General features: G+C 72.3%; 14 protein-coding genes, 1 tRNA gene, 1 other RNA gene and 1 pseudogene. 6 read left to right on the top strand and 11 right to left on the bottom strand.

Annotated elements, in window-relative coordinates:
• The first annotated feature begins 428 nt into the window (after positions 1-428).
• The gene (gene cas6, locus NI17_RS20545; protein WP_170163035.1) at positions 429-1,139 is read left to right on the top strand and encodes a CRISPR system precrRNA processing endoribonuclease RAMP protein Cas6; all 711 of its coding nucleotides are present in this window, start codon (positions 429-431) and stop codon (positions 1,137-1,139) included.
• On the opposite strand, the gene cmr1 is transcribed toward cas6, so the two are convergent.
• The 9 genes and pseudogenes from cmr1 to NI17_RS20500 form a co-directional block, all read right to left on the bottom strand.
• The gene (gene cmr1 / locus NI17_RS20540; RefSeq protein WP_119267808.1) at positions 1,110-2,357 is read right to left on the bottom strand and encodes a type III-B CRISPR module RAMP protein Cmr1; all 1,248 of its coding nucleotides are present in this window, start codon (positions 2,355-2,357) and stop codon (positions 1,110-1,112) included. The genes cas6 and cmr1 overlap by 30 nt on opposite strands.
• 3 nt (positions 2,358-2,360) lie before the next feature.
• Entirely contained in the window at positions 2,361-3,953 is a 1,593-nt protein-coding gene (locus NI17_RS20535; RefSeq protein WP_119267807.1) for a hypothetical protein, read from the bottom strand.
• Positions 3,950-4,921, bottom strand: coding sequence for a hypothetical protein (locus tag NI17_RS20530; protein ID WP_068692649.1), 972 nt, complete (start codon positions 4,919-4,921; stop codon positions 3,950-3,952). Before NI17_RS20530 ends, NI17_RS20535 begins: the two co-directional genes overlap by 4 nt.
• Complete coding sequence (cmr6, locus tag NI17_RS20525; RefSeq protein WP_170163034.1) at positions 4,918-5,838, bottom strand: type III-B CRISPR module RAMP protein Cmr6; 921 nt, start codon at positions 5,836-5,838, stop codon at positions 4,918-4,920. The genes NI17_RS20530 and cmr6 overlap by 4 nt, the downstream gene beginning before the upstream one ends.
• Before the next feature lie 158 nt (positions 5,839-5,996).
• Complete coding sequence (gene cmr5, locus NI17_RS20520; protein WP_068692725.1) at positions 5,997-6,413, bottom strand: type III-B CRISPR module-associated protein Cmr5; 417 nt, start codon at positions 6,411-6,413, stop codon at positions 5,997-5,999.
• Entirely contained in the window at positions 6,413-7,342 is a 930-nt protein-coding gene (gene cmr4 / locus NI17_RS20515) for a type III-B CRISPR module RAMP protein Cmr4 (protein ID WP_068692647.1), read from the bottom strand. The genes cmr5 and cmr4 overlap by 1 nt, the downstream gene beginning before the upstream one ends.
• The gene (locus NI17_RS20510; protein ID WP_084012717.1) at positions 7,339-8,430 is read right to left on the bottom strand and encodes a type III-B CRISPR module-associated Cmr3 family protein; all 1,092 of its coding nucleotides are present in this window, start codon (positions 8,428-8,430) and stop codon (positions 7,339-7,341) included. Before NI17_RS20510 ends, cmr4 begins: the two co-directional genes overlap by 4 nt.
• Entirely contained in the window at positions 8,427-10,145 is a 1,719-nt protein-coding gene (locus tag NI17_RS20505) for a Cas10/Cmr2 second palm domain-containing protein (RefSeq protein WP_068692646.1), read from the bottom strand. Before NI17_RS20505 ends, NI17_RS20510 begins: the two co-directional genes overlap by 4 nt.
• Positions 10,146-10,819: 674 nt before the next feature.
• Positions 10,820-11,248: pseudogene (locus NI17_RS20500) on the bottom strand (IS982 family transposase); the annotation flags it as partial.
• Between NI17_RS20500 and NI17_RS24490 the strand changes: the two are divergent.
• The 3 genes from NI17_RS24490 (at position 11,223) to NI17_RS20490 (ending at position 13,594) form a co-directional block, all read left to right on the top strand.
• Positions 11,223-11,357, top strand: a complete 135-nt coding sequence (locus NI17_RS24490) for a hypothetical protein (RefSeq protein WP_279395507.1) — start codon at positions 11,223-11,225, stop codon at positions 11,355-11,357. The pseudogene NI17_RS20500 and the gene NI17_RS24490 sit on opposite strands and share 26 nt — an antisense overlap.
• 185 nt (positions 11,358-11,542) lie before the next feature.
• Positions 11,543-12,178: a TetR/AcrR family transcriptional regulator gene (locus NI17_RS20495; RefSeq protein WP_068692645.1), complete on the top strand. Its 636-nt coding sequence runs from the start codon at positions 11,543-11,545 to the stop codon at positions 12,176-12,178.
• Positions 12,179-12,319: 141 nt separating this feature from the next.
• A complete protein-coding gene (locus tag NI17_RS20490) occupies positions 12,320-13,594 on the top strand; it encodes an acyltransferase family protein (protein WP_084012716.1) in 1,275 nt (424 codons plus the stop codon).
• Between the two features lie 164 nt (positions 13,595-13,758).
• On the opposite strand, the gene NI17_RS20485 is transcribed toward NI17_RS20490, so the two are convergent.
• Positions 13,759-13,843: transfer RNA gene (locus NI17_RS20485), tRNA-Ser, on the bottom strand.
• A 135-nt stretch (positions 13,844-13,978) separates the two neighbouring features.
• On the opposite strand from NI17_RS20485, the gene ffs reads away from it, so the two are divergent.
• Together ffs and NI17_RS20475 are read left to right on the top strand one after the other, a co-directional pair.
• Positions 13,979-14,074: signal recognition particle sRNA small type (gene ffs, locus NI17_RS20480), an RNA gene on the top strand.
• 132 nt (positions 14,075-14,206) lie between these two features.
• Positions 14,207-16,252, top strand: a complete 2,046-nt coding sequence (locus tag NI17_RS20475) for a DNA polymerase III subunit gamma and tau (protein ID WP_068692644.1) — start codon at positions 14,207-14,209, stop codon at positions 16,250-16,252.
• 69 nt (positions 16,253-16,321) lie between these two features.
• On the opposite strand, the gene NI17_RS20470 is transcribed toward NI17_RS20475, so the two are convergent.
• Positions 16,322-17,116: a sporulation protein gene (locus NI17_RS20470; RefSeq protein ID WP_068692643.1), complete on the bottom strand. Its 795-nt coding sequence runs from the start codon at positions 17,114-17,116 to the stop codon at positions 16,322-16,324.
• Between the last annotated feature and the right edge of the window lie 203 nt (positions 17,117-17,319).

Genomic DNA, 17,319 nt, shown 5'->3' with positions numbered 1-17,319 from the left:
GGCGCGAGATGCAAATGGTCGCGTTTCTATGCCCTTCGGGCTTGGACGGTCTTCGGAACCCTTCCCGGTTTTTGACCAGGCTGACCTGCGGCGACGGTGTCCGTTTGCACGCGGTCACGGGAAGACCTCGCAGGGAGTGGGTGACCTGGCTCTCATTTTTGAATTCTGTCCCGTTGACCTGTGGTTATACCGTGCGCGCGATCATGGTTTCTCACGGGTTCGCGGAAAACCCTGTACACGTCCCCAGCGACGAAGGTTCCTTCCACCATGGTGGCACGCCAGGCGCCGACCGCACCAGGGATTCCTCCCGCCCGTTCCACTCTCCACGGTTTTCCACCGAGACGCGCCATTCACTGCTACCGTTTCTGCCCCTGCCGGTGTCCGAAATCGCCGGCAGGATTCGGGGAGTTCGAGGAACAGGAGAGGCCATGCCGCTGCTGTGGTCGCTGCGGCCTTCGGGACGGGTCCCGAGTCCGGTTCCCGCGGCCTGGTTGCACGGACTGGCGTGTGCGCTGGTGGAGGCCCCCGAAGGTGCCCACACCGCGCAGGTCAAACCGTTCAGTGCCCGCACTGTGAACAGCGGGGCGGACACACCGGTCGTGGAGATCGGCTGGCTGGACGACACGCGGAACCCGGGACTGGAGGCGCGGATCGCCGCGGGCGGGCTGCGTCTGGGGACAACGCCCATCGGGTTGGAGGTCACCGGCCGTCGCGCGGTGCCGTACGCCGAACTGGCGGCCTCGCCCCCGGCACTGCGGACGCGGGTGGTGTTCGCCTCCCCGACGTACGTCAGCCGCGCGGGCCGCCAGATTCCGCTGCCCGACCCCGAACTGCTGCTGTCCGGTCTGGCGCGCCGGTGGCGGGCGTTCAGTCCCCTGCCGATCGCCGAAGACACGCTGTCCGCGCTGCTGGCGCGGGTGTTCGTGGTCCGCCATGAGATCCGCACGACCACGGTGGACCTCGGTAAGAGCCGCCGCGTCGGGTTCACCGGCGAGGTGGTGTTCGGGGTGCACGGTTCCTCCGACGATCCGACGCGGCGACTGTTCGCGGGACTGTGGCAGTTCGCCGAGTTCGCGGGCGTGGGCGCGCAGACCGCGTACGGGCTCGGGTCAGTCACCGTCGGGCCAGCGGGCCGGTAGCCGCCGGACCGGCGGCCGGTCGTCTGCGAACGCGGAAACCCATTCGCGGACGATGGCGTGCGCGTCGCCGGAGGTGACCGTCACCTCCTTGTCCTGGTTTCCGTTCCGCCAGACGTGGACGGCCGAGCCGTCGTCCTCGGGAAGGAAGGCGGTGAGGAACCCGAACGAGAAGAGCCGCCACTCGTCGCCCTGTCCGACCGGGCGCAGCCACAGCGGGGAGGCGCGGCGGAGTGGTTCCGCGTCGGCTCCGGCACCCCGGTCCGCGTGGACCTCGACCTCCTTGGTGAACACGACGGGAAGCCCGAACGCCCCGAGCGGGAAGTCGGTGCCGTCCCCCTTGACGGTGCCGAACCAGTCGGGCCGTTCGTACTCCTTCCCCGAGTCGTCCTCGGCGTATCGGCGGAAACCCTTGAGTTCCTCACCGGCGTGGGCGAGGACGGCCTGCCACGACGGGTAGCGGTGCCCACTGGCCGCCGCGACGGTGTGCTCTCTGGACAGCACCGGATAGGAGGGATGGCCGCGCCACCTTCCCATGCCGTTCAGGCCGCGTTCCCGGGCGATGCGGAGTACGGCGGGCATGGCGGCGTCCAGGCTCGGGCTCGGCCACAGGAACCGCGTGTGCTGCTCGTAGAAGTCGAGGCCCGGGGTGAGGATGCGGTTCTTCTCCGCCCACGGACCGGGCAGTCCCCCGCCCACGCCCGTGATGCGCAGCCCGCCGAAACCGCGTCGGGTGCGCGCGCCGACCCCGCCGTAGGTGAGGGCCAGCCACAGCGCGGCCAGGGCGGTGACGTGGGCGTCGGTGTCCTTGCCGGTGAAGCGCAGCCACAGTTCGAAGTCCTGGCCGACAGGGATGTGGGCGCGCTCCAGGCGCATCCGGTTGTCGTTGCCGAGACCGGCCAGCCCGAGCCCCAGCAGGTAGCCGATCCACCGGTTGTGGAGGTCGGAGGCGAGGAACTCCGGCCGTTCCGTGTAGCGGCTCTCCGGCTGGCGGGGGATGCGGAGTTTGACGGGGGAGGACGCCGCCGTGGAACCCAGGACGCGGTTCTCGATCCGGTTGAGGGCGCGCAGGTCGTCAGCGGCCGTGATCCCGGCCAGGGCGCGCAGCCAGAACCGCATCGCGCCGCGGATCGACGGCACCCGGACCTCCGCGCGTCGGGGGTCGCCGTCGCCGTTGAAGAGCGGGGTGGTGACGGTCAGGTGCAGTCTCGTCCACGTCATGGGTCACCTGTCCTTGCGCCAGCGGGTGTGGGTGAGCGGTGCGGTGATGGGACGGTCGTCCCACAGGATCTGGGAGAACACGCCCGCGGCCAGGCACCAGGCGGTGGCCTGGGCGAGAGTGACGACGGCCGGGCCGCCGTGGACGGCCCAGCCCTGGGCGAGCTGTGCGCCGTCCTCGCTGAACACGGGGACGACCCAGGCCAGGCCCAGCAGCGACACCATGAGGGCGTGCAGGGCGCCGACCAGCCAGACCACCAGGGCGCGGGCCAGCGCCGCCCACCAGGCGATCCCGTTGTTGCGGGCGGTGGTGATCAGGTAGGCGTAGGCGGCGGCGCCGAGCAGGACCGCCACCCAGGACGGGTCCAGCGGGGGTGAGACGGGCTGGGCGCCGGAGGAGACGGTGGGCAGTGCGTCGCCGAACGCGGCGTGCCACCAGGAGGGGTGCATGGCGGTGAGCATGAACAGCCCGATCGCGGCGGCGGCGGGCATCCGCAGCAGCCACGGCAGCGCCCACATGCGGCCGTGCGCGACGATGCCGACGACCCCCAGCAGGCAGCAGAGTCCCGCCGCCGCGGCGGCCAGGGTGAGGGTGGTGCGGCCCGCCAGTTCGGGCCAGCGCGGTGCGGCGGCCACCAGTAGCGGCATGGCGAGGGCCGCCGCGGCGGTGGCGACCGTGGTGAGGAGTCCGAAGCGGGGGCGCTGGGCGGTGGCCGCCGCGACGCGCAGCGTGTCCCAGAGTCGGAAACGCGGCAGCAGGTGGTGTTCGGCGAGGTCGTGCGCGATCCGCCGGTCGTCCCGTTCCAGGAGTCGGCGTTGTCTTCCGCCGCCGGTGGCCAGGGCGTGCAGGCGGGCGCTGGACACGCCCAGCAGGGGGCCGCGGCGGCCGCCGCCGAACAGCAGCGCCGTGACCTCCCGTTCCAGCGCGGAAGGGTCGGCCCGGCCCAGCGCGATGTGGGACTCGTACTGGTCGAGGAACTCCACCCAGGCGCGGCGGGCCTCGACGCTGCGGGCGACGAACAGGTGGGCGGTTCCGGTGCCGAACACCCGGGGCGCGGTTCCGGCCATCCGGTCCGCCGGGCCGCCGCCGGACGAACGGTACGCCTCGGTGAACGCCACGCAGCGCTGCCGGGCGGCCACGGGAAGCAGGATGTCCAGTTCGGTGGCGGTGAACCCGTCGGGTGCGGTGCCGTCCACGCGGGCCACGCACCACCACACCGCCTCCACCGTCCAGCACCAGGCGATCCACTGCCGGTGCGGTCCCAGGCCGCCGTGCCGCCGGTCCACGGCGGCGACCAGGGCGAGCGGCGAGTACAGGGCCGCCATGAGCAGGGTGCGGTCCGCGGCCAACAGGCCGGTGACAGTGCGGAGGTGTTCCTCGACCGCGGCAGGGGACCGGTCGTGGTCTCCGTCGTTGCGGAGCAGGTGCGGCACCGGGTCGTAGGCGGCGAGCAGCGCGTCGGCCCGTTCGAGGACGGCGGCGTCGGTGTCGCTGTTCCCGCCGACCCGGGCCTGCTGGAGTGCCGCGCCGACACCGTCGCCCTCCCGTTCGAGGAAGGCAGCGGTCACCCTGTCCCGCCAGTCGGGTTCCTCGGTCACTGCGGCACCGGTTCGGTCGGAATGCCGAACAGTTCGCGCATGCCCTCCCCGAACGCGGTCAGACGCGCCCCGCCGTCACCCTCCCGCTCGTAGGCGTAGCCCTCCAGGAAGTCGGTCTCCGGGGCCTTCGCGCGTTTGCCGCCGTGGAAACCCTGGAGTTCCCGTCGGACCCAGTCGGCGTGCAACCGCCGCAGCGGCATCCGGAAAGCCCGCTCGGAGGTTTCGTGCAGCACCCACGCCGACGCCTCCTCGCCCAGGCTGCGCAGCCACTCGGCCAGCGCGACCAGGTAGGGGAGGGTGGCCTTGTAGCCGCCGGACAGGTGGAAGCAGATCTCCTCGCGCTGGCCGACGAGCCGCTTGAGTCGTCCCAGCGCGGACTCGGGAGGGGCGGTGAGCAGGCGGCCCAGGCGTCCCATGGTCCGCATCGGTTCACGGAACGCCCGGTCGGAGTCGGCCGCGTCCAGGCCGGGCATCCGGACGACGTGGACGCGCCCGGCCACCGAGTCGCCCAGACGGGTGTCCTCGTCAACAGCGGGCAGGTAGCGGACCCGGCGGGTGTCGCCGTCGGCCAGCGCGATCGCGGTCCACACGGCGGCGGCGACGCCGTCGTCGGTGTCGCTGGCGATGAGGAACACCGCGTCGTCCGCGGGAAGAGCGCCGCCGACCACCGCGCGCACGGTGTCCAACTCCGCCGACACCCCCCGGTAGCGAATCCACTTTTGAGCGCCGACCCTTCCGGCCAACTCCTGGAACTCCTGCCGTTCCGGGGAGTCGTCGGCGGCGCCGGTCCCGAACGCGGCGTCCAGGCGCCGCCCCACGGGCTCGTGGTCACCGAGGCCGAGCCGTCCCCCACGCCACTCCTCCCCGACCGCCTCGGCTCCCGGAACCGGCTCGGGAACCCGCTCGGATTCGGGGTCTTCGAAGAACTCGACGAGGCTCAGTCCCACGGAGACGACATGGACGGTCACGTTTCCTCCTCCGCGTCGAGGTATCCGTATCCGGCGCCGGTCTTGGCACCCAGCCCGAGTTCGGTGACGGCCTCGGCCAGCCACCAGGCGGCCTGTTCGGTCTCCCGCTCGCCGTCGCCGACGAGCGCGGCGTCGAACCGCCCCGCCGACACCGTCAGGAACTGCACGGGAACGGGCTGGTGGTGTTCGGCGGGCGGCGGCACGTCCCGTGCCGCGCGGGAGTCGGCGGCCGCGTCGTAGTAGGGCTTGACGTGCGGGGTGAGCACGTCCACGGTGACCGTGACGGGGGACGCGGCGGGAAGCGCGTCGAGGAACCGCACCCGGCCCCGCGCCGACTCGGGAAACCGCGGACGGCCGGGACGGTCCCCGTCGTGTTCCCCCACCTTCTCGGCGCGGGGTTCGGGCAGCGGCGTGCCGAAGACCCCGGTGAACCGTCCGAGCGCGGCCGGGTCGTCCAGGTCGGTGTTCTCCCAGGCCCACTGGGCGGCGGCGCCCTTGAGAGTGGAGCCGGGCAGGGCCGGCCAGCCGTAGGTGCCGTGCAGGTGGATGCCGATCTCGTGGGCGTTGGCGCGCTCCCCCAGTCCGGACACGAGCCGCCACTCGGGTTCCAGATGGACGCGGCGCACGGCCAACCCCTGCCGCCGCAACTGTTCCAGGGCGCGGTCGCGGCGGGCCGCGACCCGCGCCATGTCCGCGGCGACCTGGCCGAGCCGGTGCTGCTGCGCCCAGGACAGCAACGCCTGCTTGGCCTTCTCCGGCAGGGTCACCTCGGTTCCGGTCACGTCGGCAAACGCGGTCCGGTGCAGTAGGACCAGCGCGTTGGCGTCCGCGTCGGCGCCGTCCAGGACGGCGGGCGCGGAATCGTCGGCGCGCCAGCGCACCCGCAGGAGCCGCCCCAGCGGACCGGCGGCGGCCACCTCCGTCTCCCCTCGGGACGGCCGGGGACGCCCACCGGGCGGGGGCGGCGGAGTCGCGACGGGTTTCTTCCGGCTCTCCGCAGCCCCACCAGGGAAGGCAGGATTCGACGGCCTGGTCTGCGGCATCATGCCGGGGTGGGGGCGGCGCGGCCGGTCGGTCACGACTCCTCCTCGACGTACACGGCTTCGGCGAGGCGGCGCAGCCACCCGAACAGCAGCGCCACCTCGGCGGTGGCGCGCGCGTACCGGGCGGTGTCCATCTCCCCCAGTTCGCGCAGGACGGTACGGTGCACGGCGGGCGCGGCGGCCGTCCTCACCTCGGCCGGGAGCAGACCGGCGTCGGCGAGGCGGGCCCGCACCTGCTGGGCCACGTCGGCGTAGGACCGCCCGAGCGGGTCGGAGCCGGACGTGCCGGAACGGGCGGCCAGGAACGCGTAGGTGGCGGCCAGCCCGGAGGTGCGCAACTGCACCGGCAGGCGCCGGAACCGGGTGCGCAACTCCTTGGCGCGGGCCGGGTCCCCCTCCGGCAGCAGCAGCGCGGCGTCGCGCGCCATGCCCTGGTCCAGGCGGCGCATCAGCGTCCCCCCGCCCCGGTGGTCCGCCGCTCCGCGAGACGGCACCAGACCAGCCCCTTGCCGAGGGTCTCGTCGCCGCCCAACCGCAGCAGGGTCGCGCCGTCACCGTGCAGCAGCCCGCGCACCAGGTCCCGGTGCCGGCGGGTGGCCGCGTCGTCGACCCCGTTCCCGGAGCGGACGGGACGCAGGGTGAGCGAGGCCGCCAGCACGGTCTCGGTGGGCAGGTACTCGCTGTGGAAGGGGCCGTGAGACACGGTCTTGGCGTCGTCGAGCTGCACCCGCGCCGTGACCTCGGTGCACTCCTCGACGAGGACGCCCATCACCTGGCTGTCGACCAGCAGCAGGTCCCGGGAGAACTTGGCGCGGAACGGTTCGAACGCCGTGTCCGCGTCGAAGGCGTCGGCGCGCACCGCCGCGGCCCACGCGCGGAGCCGCTCGACCTGCTCGGCGGGTTCGGACACGACCCTGGCGACGACCGGCCCCAGCGCCTGCTCCCCCGTCCAGGCGGCGTCGACGGCCACCGCCTCGGCGGAGACGTCCGGGACGGCGGGCGCCGGTTCGCGGCCCAGGGCACGGTACTTGCGGGCCAGGCGGCCCAACGCGACCGCGGAGGTCACCCAGGCGAAGGTGCGGTGCAGGGTCGGCACCGGCAGGGCCACCAGTTGGGCGTCGCCCACTGCCAGCAGTCCCGGTGTGGTCGCCTGCCCCGGGGACACCTCCGAACCGAACACCGCCGCCACGTCGGCGTCGTTCCAGTCGGGGTGCTCCTGCGCGGCCTGGCGCAGCGCGCCCTTGAGGCTCTGCCCCCACACCACCGGGTAGCCGGTGTGCGCCTCCCGCTGGATGGGCAGGTCGATCACGCCGAGACTGTCGGAGGCCCCGGCGTGCAGGGGCGACTCGGTGTAGAAGAACGCCAGCAGTTCGGTCATTGCCACCTTCCGGTCAGGACCACGCCGAACCCGGCCGTGGCCAGCCTCCGCCCGATCGGGTCGGGCTGGTCGGCGCCCAACGCCGTGCCGTGCGTCTTGCGCGCCCATTCCAGGGCCGTCCCGGCGGGGTCGCCGCCGCCGAACTGGACCAGGTAGACCGACCCGGCAGGCACCGCCCAGCGCAGCCACGCCCCGCGCACCCCGCCCGAACCGTCGGGGGAGGCCGACGCGACAGCGTCGGGTCCGGTGATCGCGGCGGCGCGCACCACCGCGTGCCGCGGCAGCGGCGGACGCCACGTGGTGCGCCATCTCCCGTCGGGGGCGCGGACGCGCCAGATCCCCGGTGTGGCCAGGTAGACCAGCACCCTGCCGCCGGGGAAGTCCTCGGGGGGCTCGGGCCACGCGGGGGCCGGGTCCAGCACCTCCACGTCGGCCAGGCGGCCCTCGCCGCCCAACCGGACCGGCCCCTGTGGAGTGCGCGTGTTCTCCCGGGTCAGGACGCACTGGGCGGCGAACACCCACCTCTCGCCGGGGGTTTCACGCAGGCGGAGGAAGTCGCTGCTGTACAGGTGGGCGTCCCTGACAGTCCGCCCCTCGCGGGCGATGCCGGTGCGGCGTTCCAGCGTGAACGGGCTCGCCGCCGCCCCGGCCCGGGCGGCGGGAGCGTCGCCGCGCAGGTAGTCGCGGAGCCGCGCCGCCCCCCACCAGCAGTCCGCGGGGGACGCTCCGGCCCCGGGCGCCGACAGCAGCAGCGTGTCGGTTCCCCCCAGGTCGGTGGCGACGCCGGTCTCCACCGGACGCAGCCGGGTCCACCTGCGGGGGTTCCGCTCCACCGGGACGACGTCGGCGGGCAGCGGAAAGTACGGCAGCCAGCGCTCGGCGACCGGGTCGCGGCGCGTCGGCAGCGCGCCGCGCACCGCCCCCACCTCGCGGCCGAACGCCGCCCCCACCGCTCCCGCGATCGTGCTGGGCCACGGGCGCAGCGTGCGGGCCGCGTCGCCCGCGTCGAACACGCGGCCGTCGCGGACCTGCACCGCGTCGCGCGGACCGAATCCGAGCCACACCGACTCCTCGCCGCTCCGGTTCACCGGCTCTCCCCCCGCAGGAACACCGCGACCCGCGCCGCGTCGACGGGAACGGGCGCGCTCCCGCTGTCGGCGTACTCGGTGAAACCGAACGCCACCAGGGTGTCGGCGTCGGTCCGGGAGCCGCCGTGCCGCAGCACCAGGCGCGTGACCTCCTTGCGGTACACCTCCCGGCTGTCCGACGCGGAGGCGAGTTCCGCCAGTCCGCGCCGGTGCCGCCACAGGTCGGCGACCAGCCGCGGCGACAGCCCCGCCCCCTGCGCCGCGTCGGCGGGCAGGAACATCTGCAGCCGCTCGACCGCGTTGCCGTAGCCGTCGCCCGACCACGGCCGCACCGTGTGGAAAGCCGTTCCCGAACCGGTGGCGAACCCGACCGCGACGGCGTTCTTGCCGGGCACCGACTTGGCGGCCTCCAGCAGTGACCGCGTCCGGTTGACGGCGTGGCGCAGCGCCGACCGGGAGTGGACGAACAGCACGGCCGCGCTGGCCGACGGCAGCGAACCGTCCCCGGGAAGTGCGTCGCGGCACGCCTGGACGGCGTCCAGTGCCGCAGCCGCCGGGAGGAACGCCAGCAGGTCGTCGCCGCCCGCGTAGACGCACACCCCCGACCGTTCCTCGATCACCGTCCGCTGGGCCCGCGCCACGTCCCCCAGCCGCGCGGAGACGGCGCGGTGCCGTCCCGCGTCGACCGGATCACGGGACAGGAAGGCCCCCATGCCGTCCAGGTCCAGGGCCAGCACCGCGTAGTAGGGGGTGGGTTCGGCCCAGCCGACGCTCTCGTGCAGGGCCCGGGCGGCGGCGCGGCCCCGCTCCACGTGCGCGTCGTCGAAGGTGTGGCCGTCGGTCGCGTACTCGCGGCGCAGCGACGCCTCCTGCCACACGGTGGGGTACACCCACCAGCCCGCGCCCCGCGCCAGCCACTCGGCCAGCGTGTTGGCGCGGTCCCAGCGCAGCGCCGGCACCGGCGACTCCACCGCGCGGAACCGTTCGTCGCCCGCGACCGCCCGCACCGCCGCCCGCAACTGTTTGGCGGCGGAGCGCACCTCCGGTTCGCCGAGCCGGTCCAGGACCGCGGCCCGGTAGGGAGCAGAGGCGATCGACGAGGTGGAGGGAAAACCCGAGGAGCGCACGGCGGGAAGTCCCGGAGTGGCGTGCCAGCGCCGCTTCACCCACCCGGCCGCCGACAGCCCCGCGTCGCGTTCGTGCCGGGGCACCCCGCGAGGAGGCTGCGGTTCGGCGGCCCAGCGGGGAGCCAGCGCGCAGGGGCGCCGCCCCGCGTACTCGGGGGCGTCGAATCCGCGCAGCCGTTTGCGGGCGGCCAGCGCCACGTGCGCGTCCTCCCACTGCCGCGCGTAGTTGCCGACGTCGGGACCGGCCACGCTCCAGAACACCTCGGGGAAACCGGGCACCTCGATCGCGCGGCCGAACAGCCGACCCACCCAGGTGTCCCATTCCTCGCGTACCGCCCGCACCGCCGCGCGGGCCAGATCCTGCCCGGTCCCCGCCGGGGTCAGCGCCACGATCCGGTTCGGCATGCCTTCGGGGTCCGCCGACGCGGGCAGCACCAGGTCCTCCGGTGCGAACCGGTGCGCCGCCACCGCCGCCAATCGCGACGCGATGTCGCTGGCGTTGGCCAGGTCGGCGGTGCTCTGGGCCTCGGCGATGAACCGCTGCACCCCTGACAGGCCGATCACGACGAGGTCGTTCCCACTGTTCATCCAGCCGTGCCCTCCGCTGGCCGCTGACAGTCCCAACCTAGACTTATTCGTCGTTTCTGTCTCCCCAATGGCCAGAAATGTCCAGAAGTGCGGTGAGCGACGTCCGAAAAACGAGAGGAATGGATCTCCGGAATTCACCATTCCCTTTCGGGAATGGGCGTCGGCGTCGAATGGGGCTCGGGACGAGACGCCCTCGCCGCCCACCGCTCCGCTCCTCCGAAGCCCACGCCTCCCGTCCATCCGGCCCCTCGTGGCACCGCCAACAGCCCTCCGAACCGGGTGTCGGGAGGGGAACGCAACGGACCAGGTTGCTCATTAGGTTGCTCACTGGCGAACAAGTGAGCCACCCAGTGAGCAACCCCGGAACGGACTCGGGGAAAGACAGGGGCCATACGCGACGACGAACTCGCCGAACTGGTCGCGGAGCTGCGTCGGCTCGGTGGCGACGCACTTACCGACCGCCCGAGCAACTGAGACGGAAGCACGACAAGCCCCCAGGGCACTCCGGGGCCTCGTTCTGCCTGGTCAGACGGCGCGGAGGATAGGGGATTCGAACACTTGGAGGATTGCCCCAACACGCTCGCCAAATGTTCGCCCGGGTGTCCGGTCTGGACCGTACCCGTCCTGACCTGGGGCGCAGCAGCCTGAGCACCTAGATGAGTGATTCCAGGGGATCAGTGGTCGTAGGCGGTCAACGACCGTAGGACCGGCTGACCGGTGTGGTCGTTGTGCCAAACCACGGCGGTCAGAGCCAGAATGCGCTGGAGCACCCGGGCGACCACCCTGTCCGGTGAGCGCCCGCCGTGGCGCTCCAGATCGGGTTGGCCCTTGAGCGTCTGGTTGGTCGACTCGGTGATCTGACGCAGCGGCCGAAACAGCCCCGCTCCGGCCCGCGTGGACTCGCCCCTGCGGGCTGGCCGCGGCAGACGCACGCCCGCCTCGACCAGGACCCGCTCGAAGTCGCGTCTGTAGTAGTTCTTGTCGGCGATCAGGGTCTGTCCGGGGCGGGCGGCAACCAGGTCGGGGGCGGCGGTGAACACCTCCGGCAGGGTCTGGCGCTCGTCGGCCTTGGCTCCGGTGAGGGCGAAGGCGACCGGGAGCCCGGACGGTCCCGGCTACGAGCGGATGCTGCGCGACCTCCCGCCGCTGCCGAGCGCGCGGTGGCGCAGGGCCGTCTACCGGGCCACCGGCCGGAGGGTGCACCTGGGCTGAGCGCCGACCGGCGCCCAGCGGGTCCGCGCCCCGGAGCGGTCTGGCGAGCTCCACACCTCCGTGCGGCTTCGCGTGGTCTCCCCCGACTGTTGGAAGACGACGGCAGGGTTGCTCACCTGTCCGTCAGCGGACGATCCCCGAACGGGCCCGCGGCCTCTTCCGACCGACTGCTATCTTCGCTGTCCATGAGGCCAGGTTCTCGCCCGCACGGCCAGCGCAAGCACACTTTCATCGAGGAGGCCCGGCGCGCGCAGATCGTCTCCGCGGCCATCGACACCATCGCCGAGGTGGGCTTCGCCAACGCCTCGCTGTCGCGCATCGCACAGCGGGCCGGTGTCAGCAAAGGCGTCATCTCCTACCACTTCTCCGGTAAGGACGAGCTGATGGACCAGGTCGTCGAGCAGGTCTACTCGGCGATCGCGGAATTCGTGCTGCCGCGCATAGCGGAGGCTCCCGACGAGTGCGCCGCCCTGCGGGCCCATGTCCTGGCCGTGGCCGACTACATGCGGGGGCACCGTGAGCAGCTGATGGCCCTGGCCGGCATCTTCAACGGCACGCGGACCTCCGAGGGAACTTCCTCGCGCCACCGCCTCATGGTGGCCGAGCCGGTCTACCAGGAGATCGAGAAGCGCCTGCGCGCCGGGCAGGAGCGGGGCGTCCTGCGCGACTTCGACGTGCGCGTCATGGCGGTGACCCTCCAGGCGTCGATCGACGGCATGTTCGCGTACTGGGTGACCCATCCGGACCACGACCTGGAAGCCCACGCCGCCGAACTGGCCGAGATCATCGAGCGCTCCGCGCGCGCCGACCCTCCCGCCTGACTCCGCCCCGCCGAGCCGTGCTTCGGCCGCACCACCGTGCCGCCGCGGACAGCTGTCCCGACCCGTCTCAGGACTGACTCAGGGCCCCGTAGGGGAGATCCCTGATTTACATTCTGGCCGCATGGACAAAAAACTGGCCACATGGACAAAAACAGTCCGAGTCAACAGATCCGGCCACCGGCCCGGCCGACTCCCTCGCGCCACAGCACACCCGACCCGGTTCGGAGAGCCACGGCAACGGACCGGCCCACCGCTCCTCCGCCGAACGTCAGCGCCGCCTCCCCGGCCGAGGCCGCCGCACCGCCCCGCCCGCGACTGCACTACCTCGACCACCTACGCGCCGCGTTGACGGTGCTGGTGGTGCTCCACCACGCCTCCCTCGCCTACAGCAACATCCCGGCCTGGTACTACATCGACCCCGTCGACGACCCCAGCAGCACCCTGCTGGATGTCTTCCTCGTCCTCAACCAGGCATTCTTCATGGGGTTCTTCTTCTTGGTCTCCGGGTTCTTCACGCCTGGCTCCCATGACCGCAAGGGGGCCCGCGGCTTCCTGCGCGGCAGGCTGATACGGCTGGGAGTGCCGCTGCTGCTCTACCTGCTGCTGGTGCGCCCCGTGGTCTACCTGGGGATCTACCTGACCGATCCCGATGGGACGCCCTACTGGCTCTTCTACGTGAAGACGTGGGAGCCGGGTCCGATGTGGTTCGTCGAGGTGCTGCTGGTGTTCGCCCTGGCGTACGCGCTGATCAGGCGGTTCCGGCTCACACGCAGAACCGCGCCCGCGACGGCGGTCCGCCGGGCCGGGCCGACTCCTGCGCCCGGACCGCTGGCTGTCGCCGGCTTCGTGACCGTCCTGGCGCTGACCACCTACCTGTGGCGCACCGTGGTGCCGATGGGCACCACCTGGCCGATCATCGGACTGCCCACCCCCGCCTTCATGCCGCAGTACGTCCTGATGTTCGCCGCGGGTGTGCTGGCCTTCCGCAGGGGCTGGCTGAACGCCGTCCCGCGCTGGGCGGGCTGGGGCGGAGCGGGCGCCGCACTACTCATGGCGCCGGTCTACGTGCTCCTGTTGGGCGCTCTGCGCGACACGGCACTCCCGCCCGGCAGTTGGCAGTCGCTGGTGCTGGCCGTTGCGGAGAACGTCCTGGCCACAGGCGCCGTGCTGGCATTACTGGCCCTGTTCCAGCGGTGGCTCAACCGCCGTTCGGCCGTGTGGACGTTCCTGTCCGAGCAGGCTTACGCGGTCTACTTCCTGCATCCGCTGGTGCTGATCGGACTGAACCACGCCTTCTCCTTGTGGGAGGCTCCGGCAGTCGCCAAGTTCGCCGCAGTGGGCACGCTCGCACTACCGCTGTGCTGGGGCGCGGCCTATCTGCTGCGCTCGCTGCCCCGCGCCGATCGCGTGTTCTAGAAGTACTCCGCCGGCCGGACAGGTCGCAACGGCCGGAAACCCTGACCCGGTAGCGGCACACACGCCGACTGGCTGGGCAACTGAGACGGAAACTGAGACGGAACGCGACGAGGGCTCCCACCGGCGGTCCGGTGGGAGCCCTCGTTCTGCCTGGTCAGGCGGTGCGGAGGATACGAGATTCGAACTCGTGAGGGGTTGCCCCCAACACGCTTTCCAAGCGTGCGCCCTAGGCCTCTAGGCGAATCCTCCGCAGACCACTTTACATGGAACCCGGCACTGCTCCGAACCGATTGACCGACCGCCTGCCGGAGTCCTCTCGTCCCCGCACGTTCCGAGGGGAGGCAGCTGGTTCGCGGAACGCGACGAGGGGCTATAGACTCTGAGGCAGACCCCTCGTGCGGCGTCATCCTACGAACCTCCCCAGGGCCGGAAGGCAGCAAGGATAAGTAGGCTCTGGCGGGTGCGCGGGGGGTCCTTTCGCGTTTCGGGCTCCGGGATCGCGCGAAGCGACCCCTGACTGTCACCGGAACGGGGTTGAATGGATGGCGTGGACGCCACCGAGGAGGCTGTGACCCCACAGCGCCGGTCCGCGGAGGGAGCAGTGAGCGCGCCGTGAGCATCGCCCTGTACCGCAAGTACCGTCCCGCGACCTTCGCCGAGGTGCGCGGTCAGGAGCACGTCACCGAACCGCTGCGCCAGGCGTTGCGCAACGGACGGGTCAACCACGCCTACCTGTTCAGCGGTCCGCGCGGCTGCGGCAAGACCTCCAGCGCGCGTATCCTGGCCCGCTCGCTCAACTGTGAGAAGGGCCCCACCCCCGACCCGTGCGGGGTGTGCGAGTCGTGTGTGTCGCTGGCCCCCGACGGTGGTGGCAGCATCGACGTCATCGAGATCGACGCCGCCTCGCACGGTGGTGTTGACGACGCGCGTGACCTGCGGGAACGTGCGTTCTTCGCACCGGTGAACTCGCGCTACAAGGTCTACATCATCGACGAGGCGCACATGGTGACCCGCGAGGGTTTCAACGCGCTGCTCAAACTCGTCGAGGAGCCGCCGCCGCACCTGAAGTTCGTCTTCGCCACGACCGAGCCCGAGAAGGTCATCGGTACGATCCGCTCGCGCACCCACCACTACCCGTTCCGGCTGATCCCGCCGAGCACACTGCGCGAACTCATGGAGGAGATCCTCACCGAGGAGGGCGTGCCCTACGACCCCGCCGCGCTGCCGCTCGTGGTGCGCGCCGGCGGCGGCTCCGCGCGTGACTCGCTGTCCATCCTCGACCAGCTCCTCGCGGGCTCCGACGAACGCGGAATCACCCGCGAGGGCGCGGTGCAACTGCTCGGCTACACCGACTCCGGCCTGCTCGGCGAGATGGTCGACGCGCTCGGCGCGCGTGACGGGGCGGCGGTGTTCGGGCTGATCGACCGCGTGGTCGAGGGCGGGCACGATCCCCGACGCTTCGCCGCCGACCTGCTGGAACGCACCCGCGACCTGGTGGTGCTCAACGCCGTGCCCGACGCGTTGGACAAGGGGCTGATCAACGTGCCGCCCGACGCGGTCGAGCAGATGCGCGAGCAGGCGGGCCGTCTGGGTGCGGCGCAGTTGACCCGGGCGGCCGAGATCCTCAACCGGGGGCTGACCGAGATGCGCGGGACCACCTCGCCCCGGCTGCTCCTGGAGTTGATGTGCTCCCGCATCCTGCTTCCCGCCGTGTCCGGTCCCGACGACGAACTGGCGCTGGCGGCCCGACTGGAGCGGTTGGAGCGCGGCGGTGTCGCTCCGGCGCCTCCCGCCCCGCACGGCCCGGCGGCTCCCGCTCCGGCCGCGCCCCCGGCCGCCGCCCAGCCCGCACCGGGCCGTCCGAGCGCGCCCGAGCCAGTCGCACGGCCGGAACCACCGGCCCCGGCCCGGCCGCGTCCGGCCCCGGCGGACGACTGGGGGACTCCTCCCCCGAGTACGCCTGCGGCCGCTCCGGCTCCGCAGCGGCCGCAGGCTTCGGCGTCGGACGGGTCGTTCGACGACCGGTGGCCGTACATCCTGGACTACCTGGCGAGCAACCGGAAGCGGGCGGCGCACGCCATCGTCCGCGACGGGGTGCGCGCCACCGTCCTGAACGGGCGCACGCTCGTCCTCTACTTCGAGACCGACGGCCTGATGCGCAGTTTCGTCTCGGCCGGACGGGCCAGGGACATCGCCGAGGCGGTGCAGCAGGTGTGCGGCCTGGAGGTCTCCGTGGAGGCATCCACGGGGAATCCGGGCAGTGCCCCGCGGGTCCCGCAGGCCGCCCCGCCCCGGCGTCCGCAGCCGGTCCGGGAACCGGCCGCGCCGCCTGCCGCGCGACCGCCGGACCGGGGCTCGGCGCCCCCGGACGGGAGCGCCGAGCCCCGGCCGGAGGCCGGGACCGGCTGGGACGACGTTCCGGCGCCTCCGTCGCGCCACGAACCGCCGGCCCGGTCGGCTCCTCCGTCTCCGGCGCCGGAGCCCGATCCCGGACCGGCTCCGGCGGGCGGGTCCGATCCCGCGCCGGTCGACGACTCCCCGCACGCTCCCGAGGACGCGGTCGAGAACGACCTCGACGAGAGCGCCTTCACCGGTTCCGTCCTGATCGAGAACGAACTGGGCGGCAAGCTCATCGAGGAGATCGACCACACCCGCTGACGCCACAGCATCGCTGGTCCCGACGGCAGGGGCCTCCGTAAGCCCTCCACCGTCAGGACCGGAACGGCGTCAGCGGTCCAGTGCCGCCGCGAACCGGGCCGCCAGCAACTCGGCCCAGTCGACGTCCTCGTCGGCGTCGGCGTGGGAGACCCGGAAGGTGTGGCCGGCGTCGTCCAGGGCGCCGATCTGGAGGACGACGAAGGTTCCCTCGTCGTCGGCGACGAAGGACAGCTCGACGTCGCCGACCGTGTCGCCGTAGTGGGGGCTGGCTCCGAACTCGATCTCCTGGTGGAAGGGGAGCCGCTGCTCGGTGCCGATGAGCTTGCCCGGCTCCAGGTCCATCTTGGCGAAGGAGAAGCCCAGGTCGGCGAAGGCCGCCAGGATCTTCTCCTGGACCGGCAGCGCGCGCACGGTGATCGCGTCCAGGTCGCCCTTGTCCAGGGCGCCGTCGACGTGCAGTCTGGTGCGCACCCCGATCTTCGGACCGCCCAGCGGGGTGTCACCGACAACGGTGACGGGGGCCTCGAACGGGATGGGGAGTTCGAACTCGAAGGTCCTCTTCGTCTCGGCGGGCAGTGAGAAGGCGTCGCAGACCTGGAGAGTCCCCCAGCGCGCGGTGCTCGTGTACTCGCCTTCCCCGCTCACCTCCTCGCCTTCGGAGTCCTCGTACTCGTACTCGTACTCGTGCTCGACCTCCGCCTCCAGGAAGAGGGAGATCTTCTCGATCTCGGTGTCGTGGTCGCCGCCGGTGATCTCGACGCGTCCGGTGAGGACTCCGCCGGGGGTCACCTCGGTGGAGTCGAGCACGGTCTCGACGGTGGGGCCGCCGATGCCGAGGGCACGCATGAAGCGTTTGAAGACCATTCGTGTCCTTCCATGGGGTTGGGGGATGGGCAGCCGTGTCCCCCAAGGCTTGCAGAATTTTTGGGGGATTTGGTGGTTTTGGCCAGATCTGTCCCTTGGGGAACGTGCGCTGGACAGGCCACGTCCAAGACTGGATGCGCCTCGTGGGAAAGTCGCGATCGTCGCACCCCCGCACCTGTGGATAGCGCTGCACGGGGCATGGG

This window comes from Thermobifida halotolerans (assembly GCF_003574835.2).
GTDB lineage: Bacteria > Actinomycetota > Actinomycetes > Streptosporangiales > Streptosporangiaceae > Thermobifida > Thermobifida halotolerans.
Note: the sequence above shows the minus strand (reverse complement) of the source record. Positions and strands in the feature narration are given on the sequence as shown.

What these genes read in the sequence shown, in the direction of transcription:
- cas6 (WP_170163035.1), top strand. Translation starts at nt 429, where the DNA reads ATGCCGCTGCTGTGGTCGCTGCGGCCTTCGGGACGGGTCCCGAGTCCG.
- cmr1 (WP_119267808.1), bottom strand. Translation starts at nt 2,357, where the DNA reads ATGACGTGGACGAGACTGCACCTGACCGTCACCACCCCGCTCTTCAAC.
- cmr5 (WP_068692725.1), bottom strand. Translation starts at nt 6,413, where the DNA reads ATGCGCCGCCTGGACCAGGGCATGGCGCGCGACGCCGCGCTGCTGCTG.
- cmr4 (WP_068692647.1), bottom strand. Translation starts at nt 7,342, where the DNA reads ATGACCGAACTGCTGGCGTTCTTCTACACCGAGTCGCCCCTGCACGCC.
- NI17_RS20505 (WP_068692646.1), bottom strand. Translation starts at nt 10,145, where the DNA reads ATGAACAGTGGGAACGACCTCGTCGTGATCGGCCTGTCAGGGGTGCAG.
- NI17_RS20495 (WP_068692645.1), top strand. Translation starts at nt 11,543, where the DNA reads ATGAGGCCAGGTTCTCGCCCGCACGGCCAGCGCAAGCACACTTTCATC.
- NI17_RS20490 (WP_084012716.1), top strand. Translation starts at nt 12,320, where the DNA reads ATGGACAAAAACAGTCCGAGTCAACAGATCCGGCCACCGGCCCGGCCG.
- NI17_RS20470 (WP_068692643.1), bottom strand. Translation starts at nt 17,116, where the DNA reads ATGGTCTTCAAACGCTTCATGCGTGCCCTCGGCATCGGCGGCCCCACC.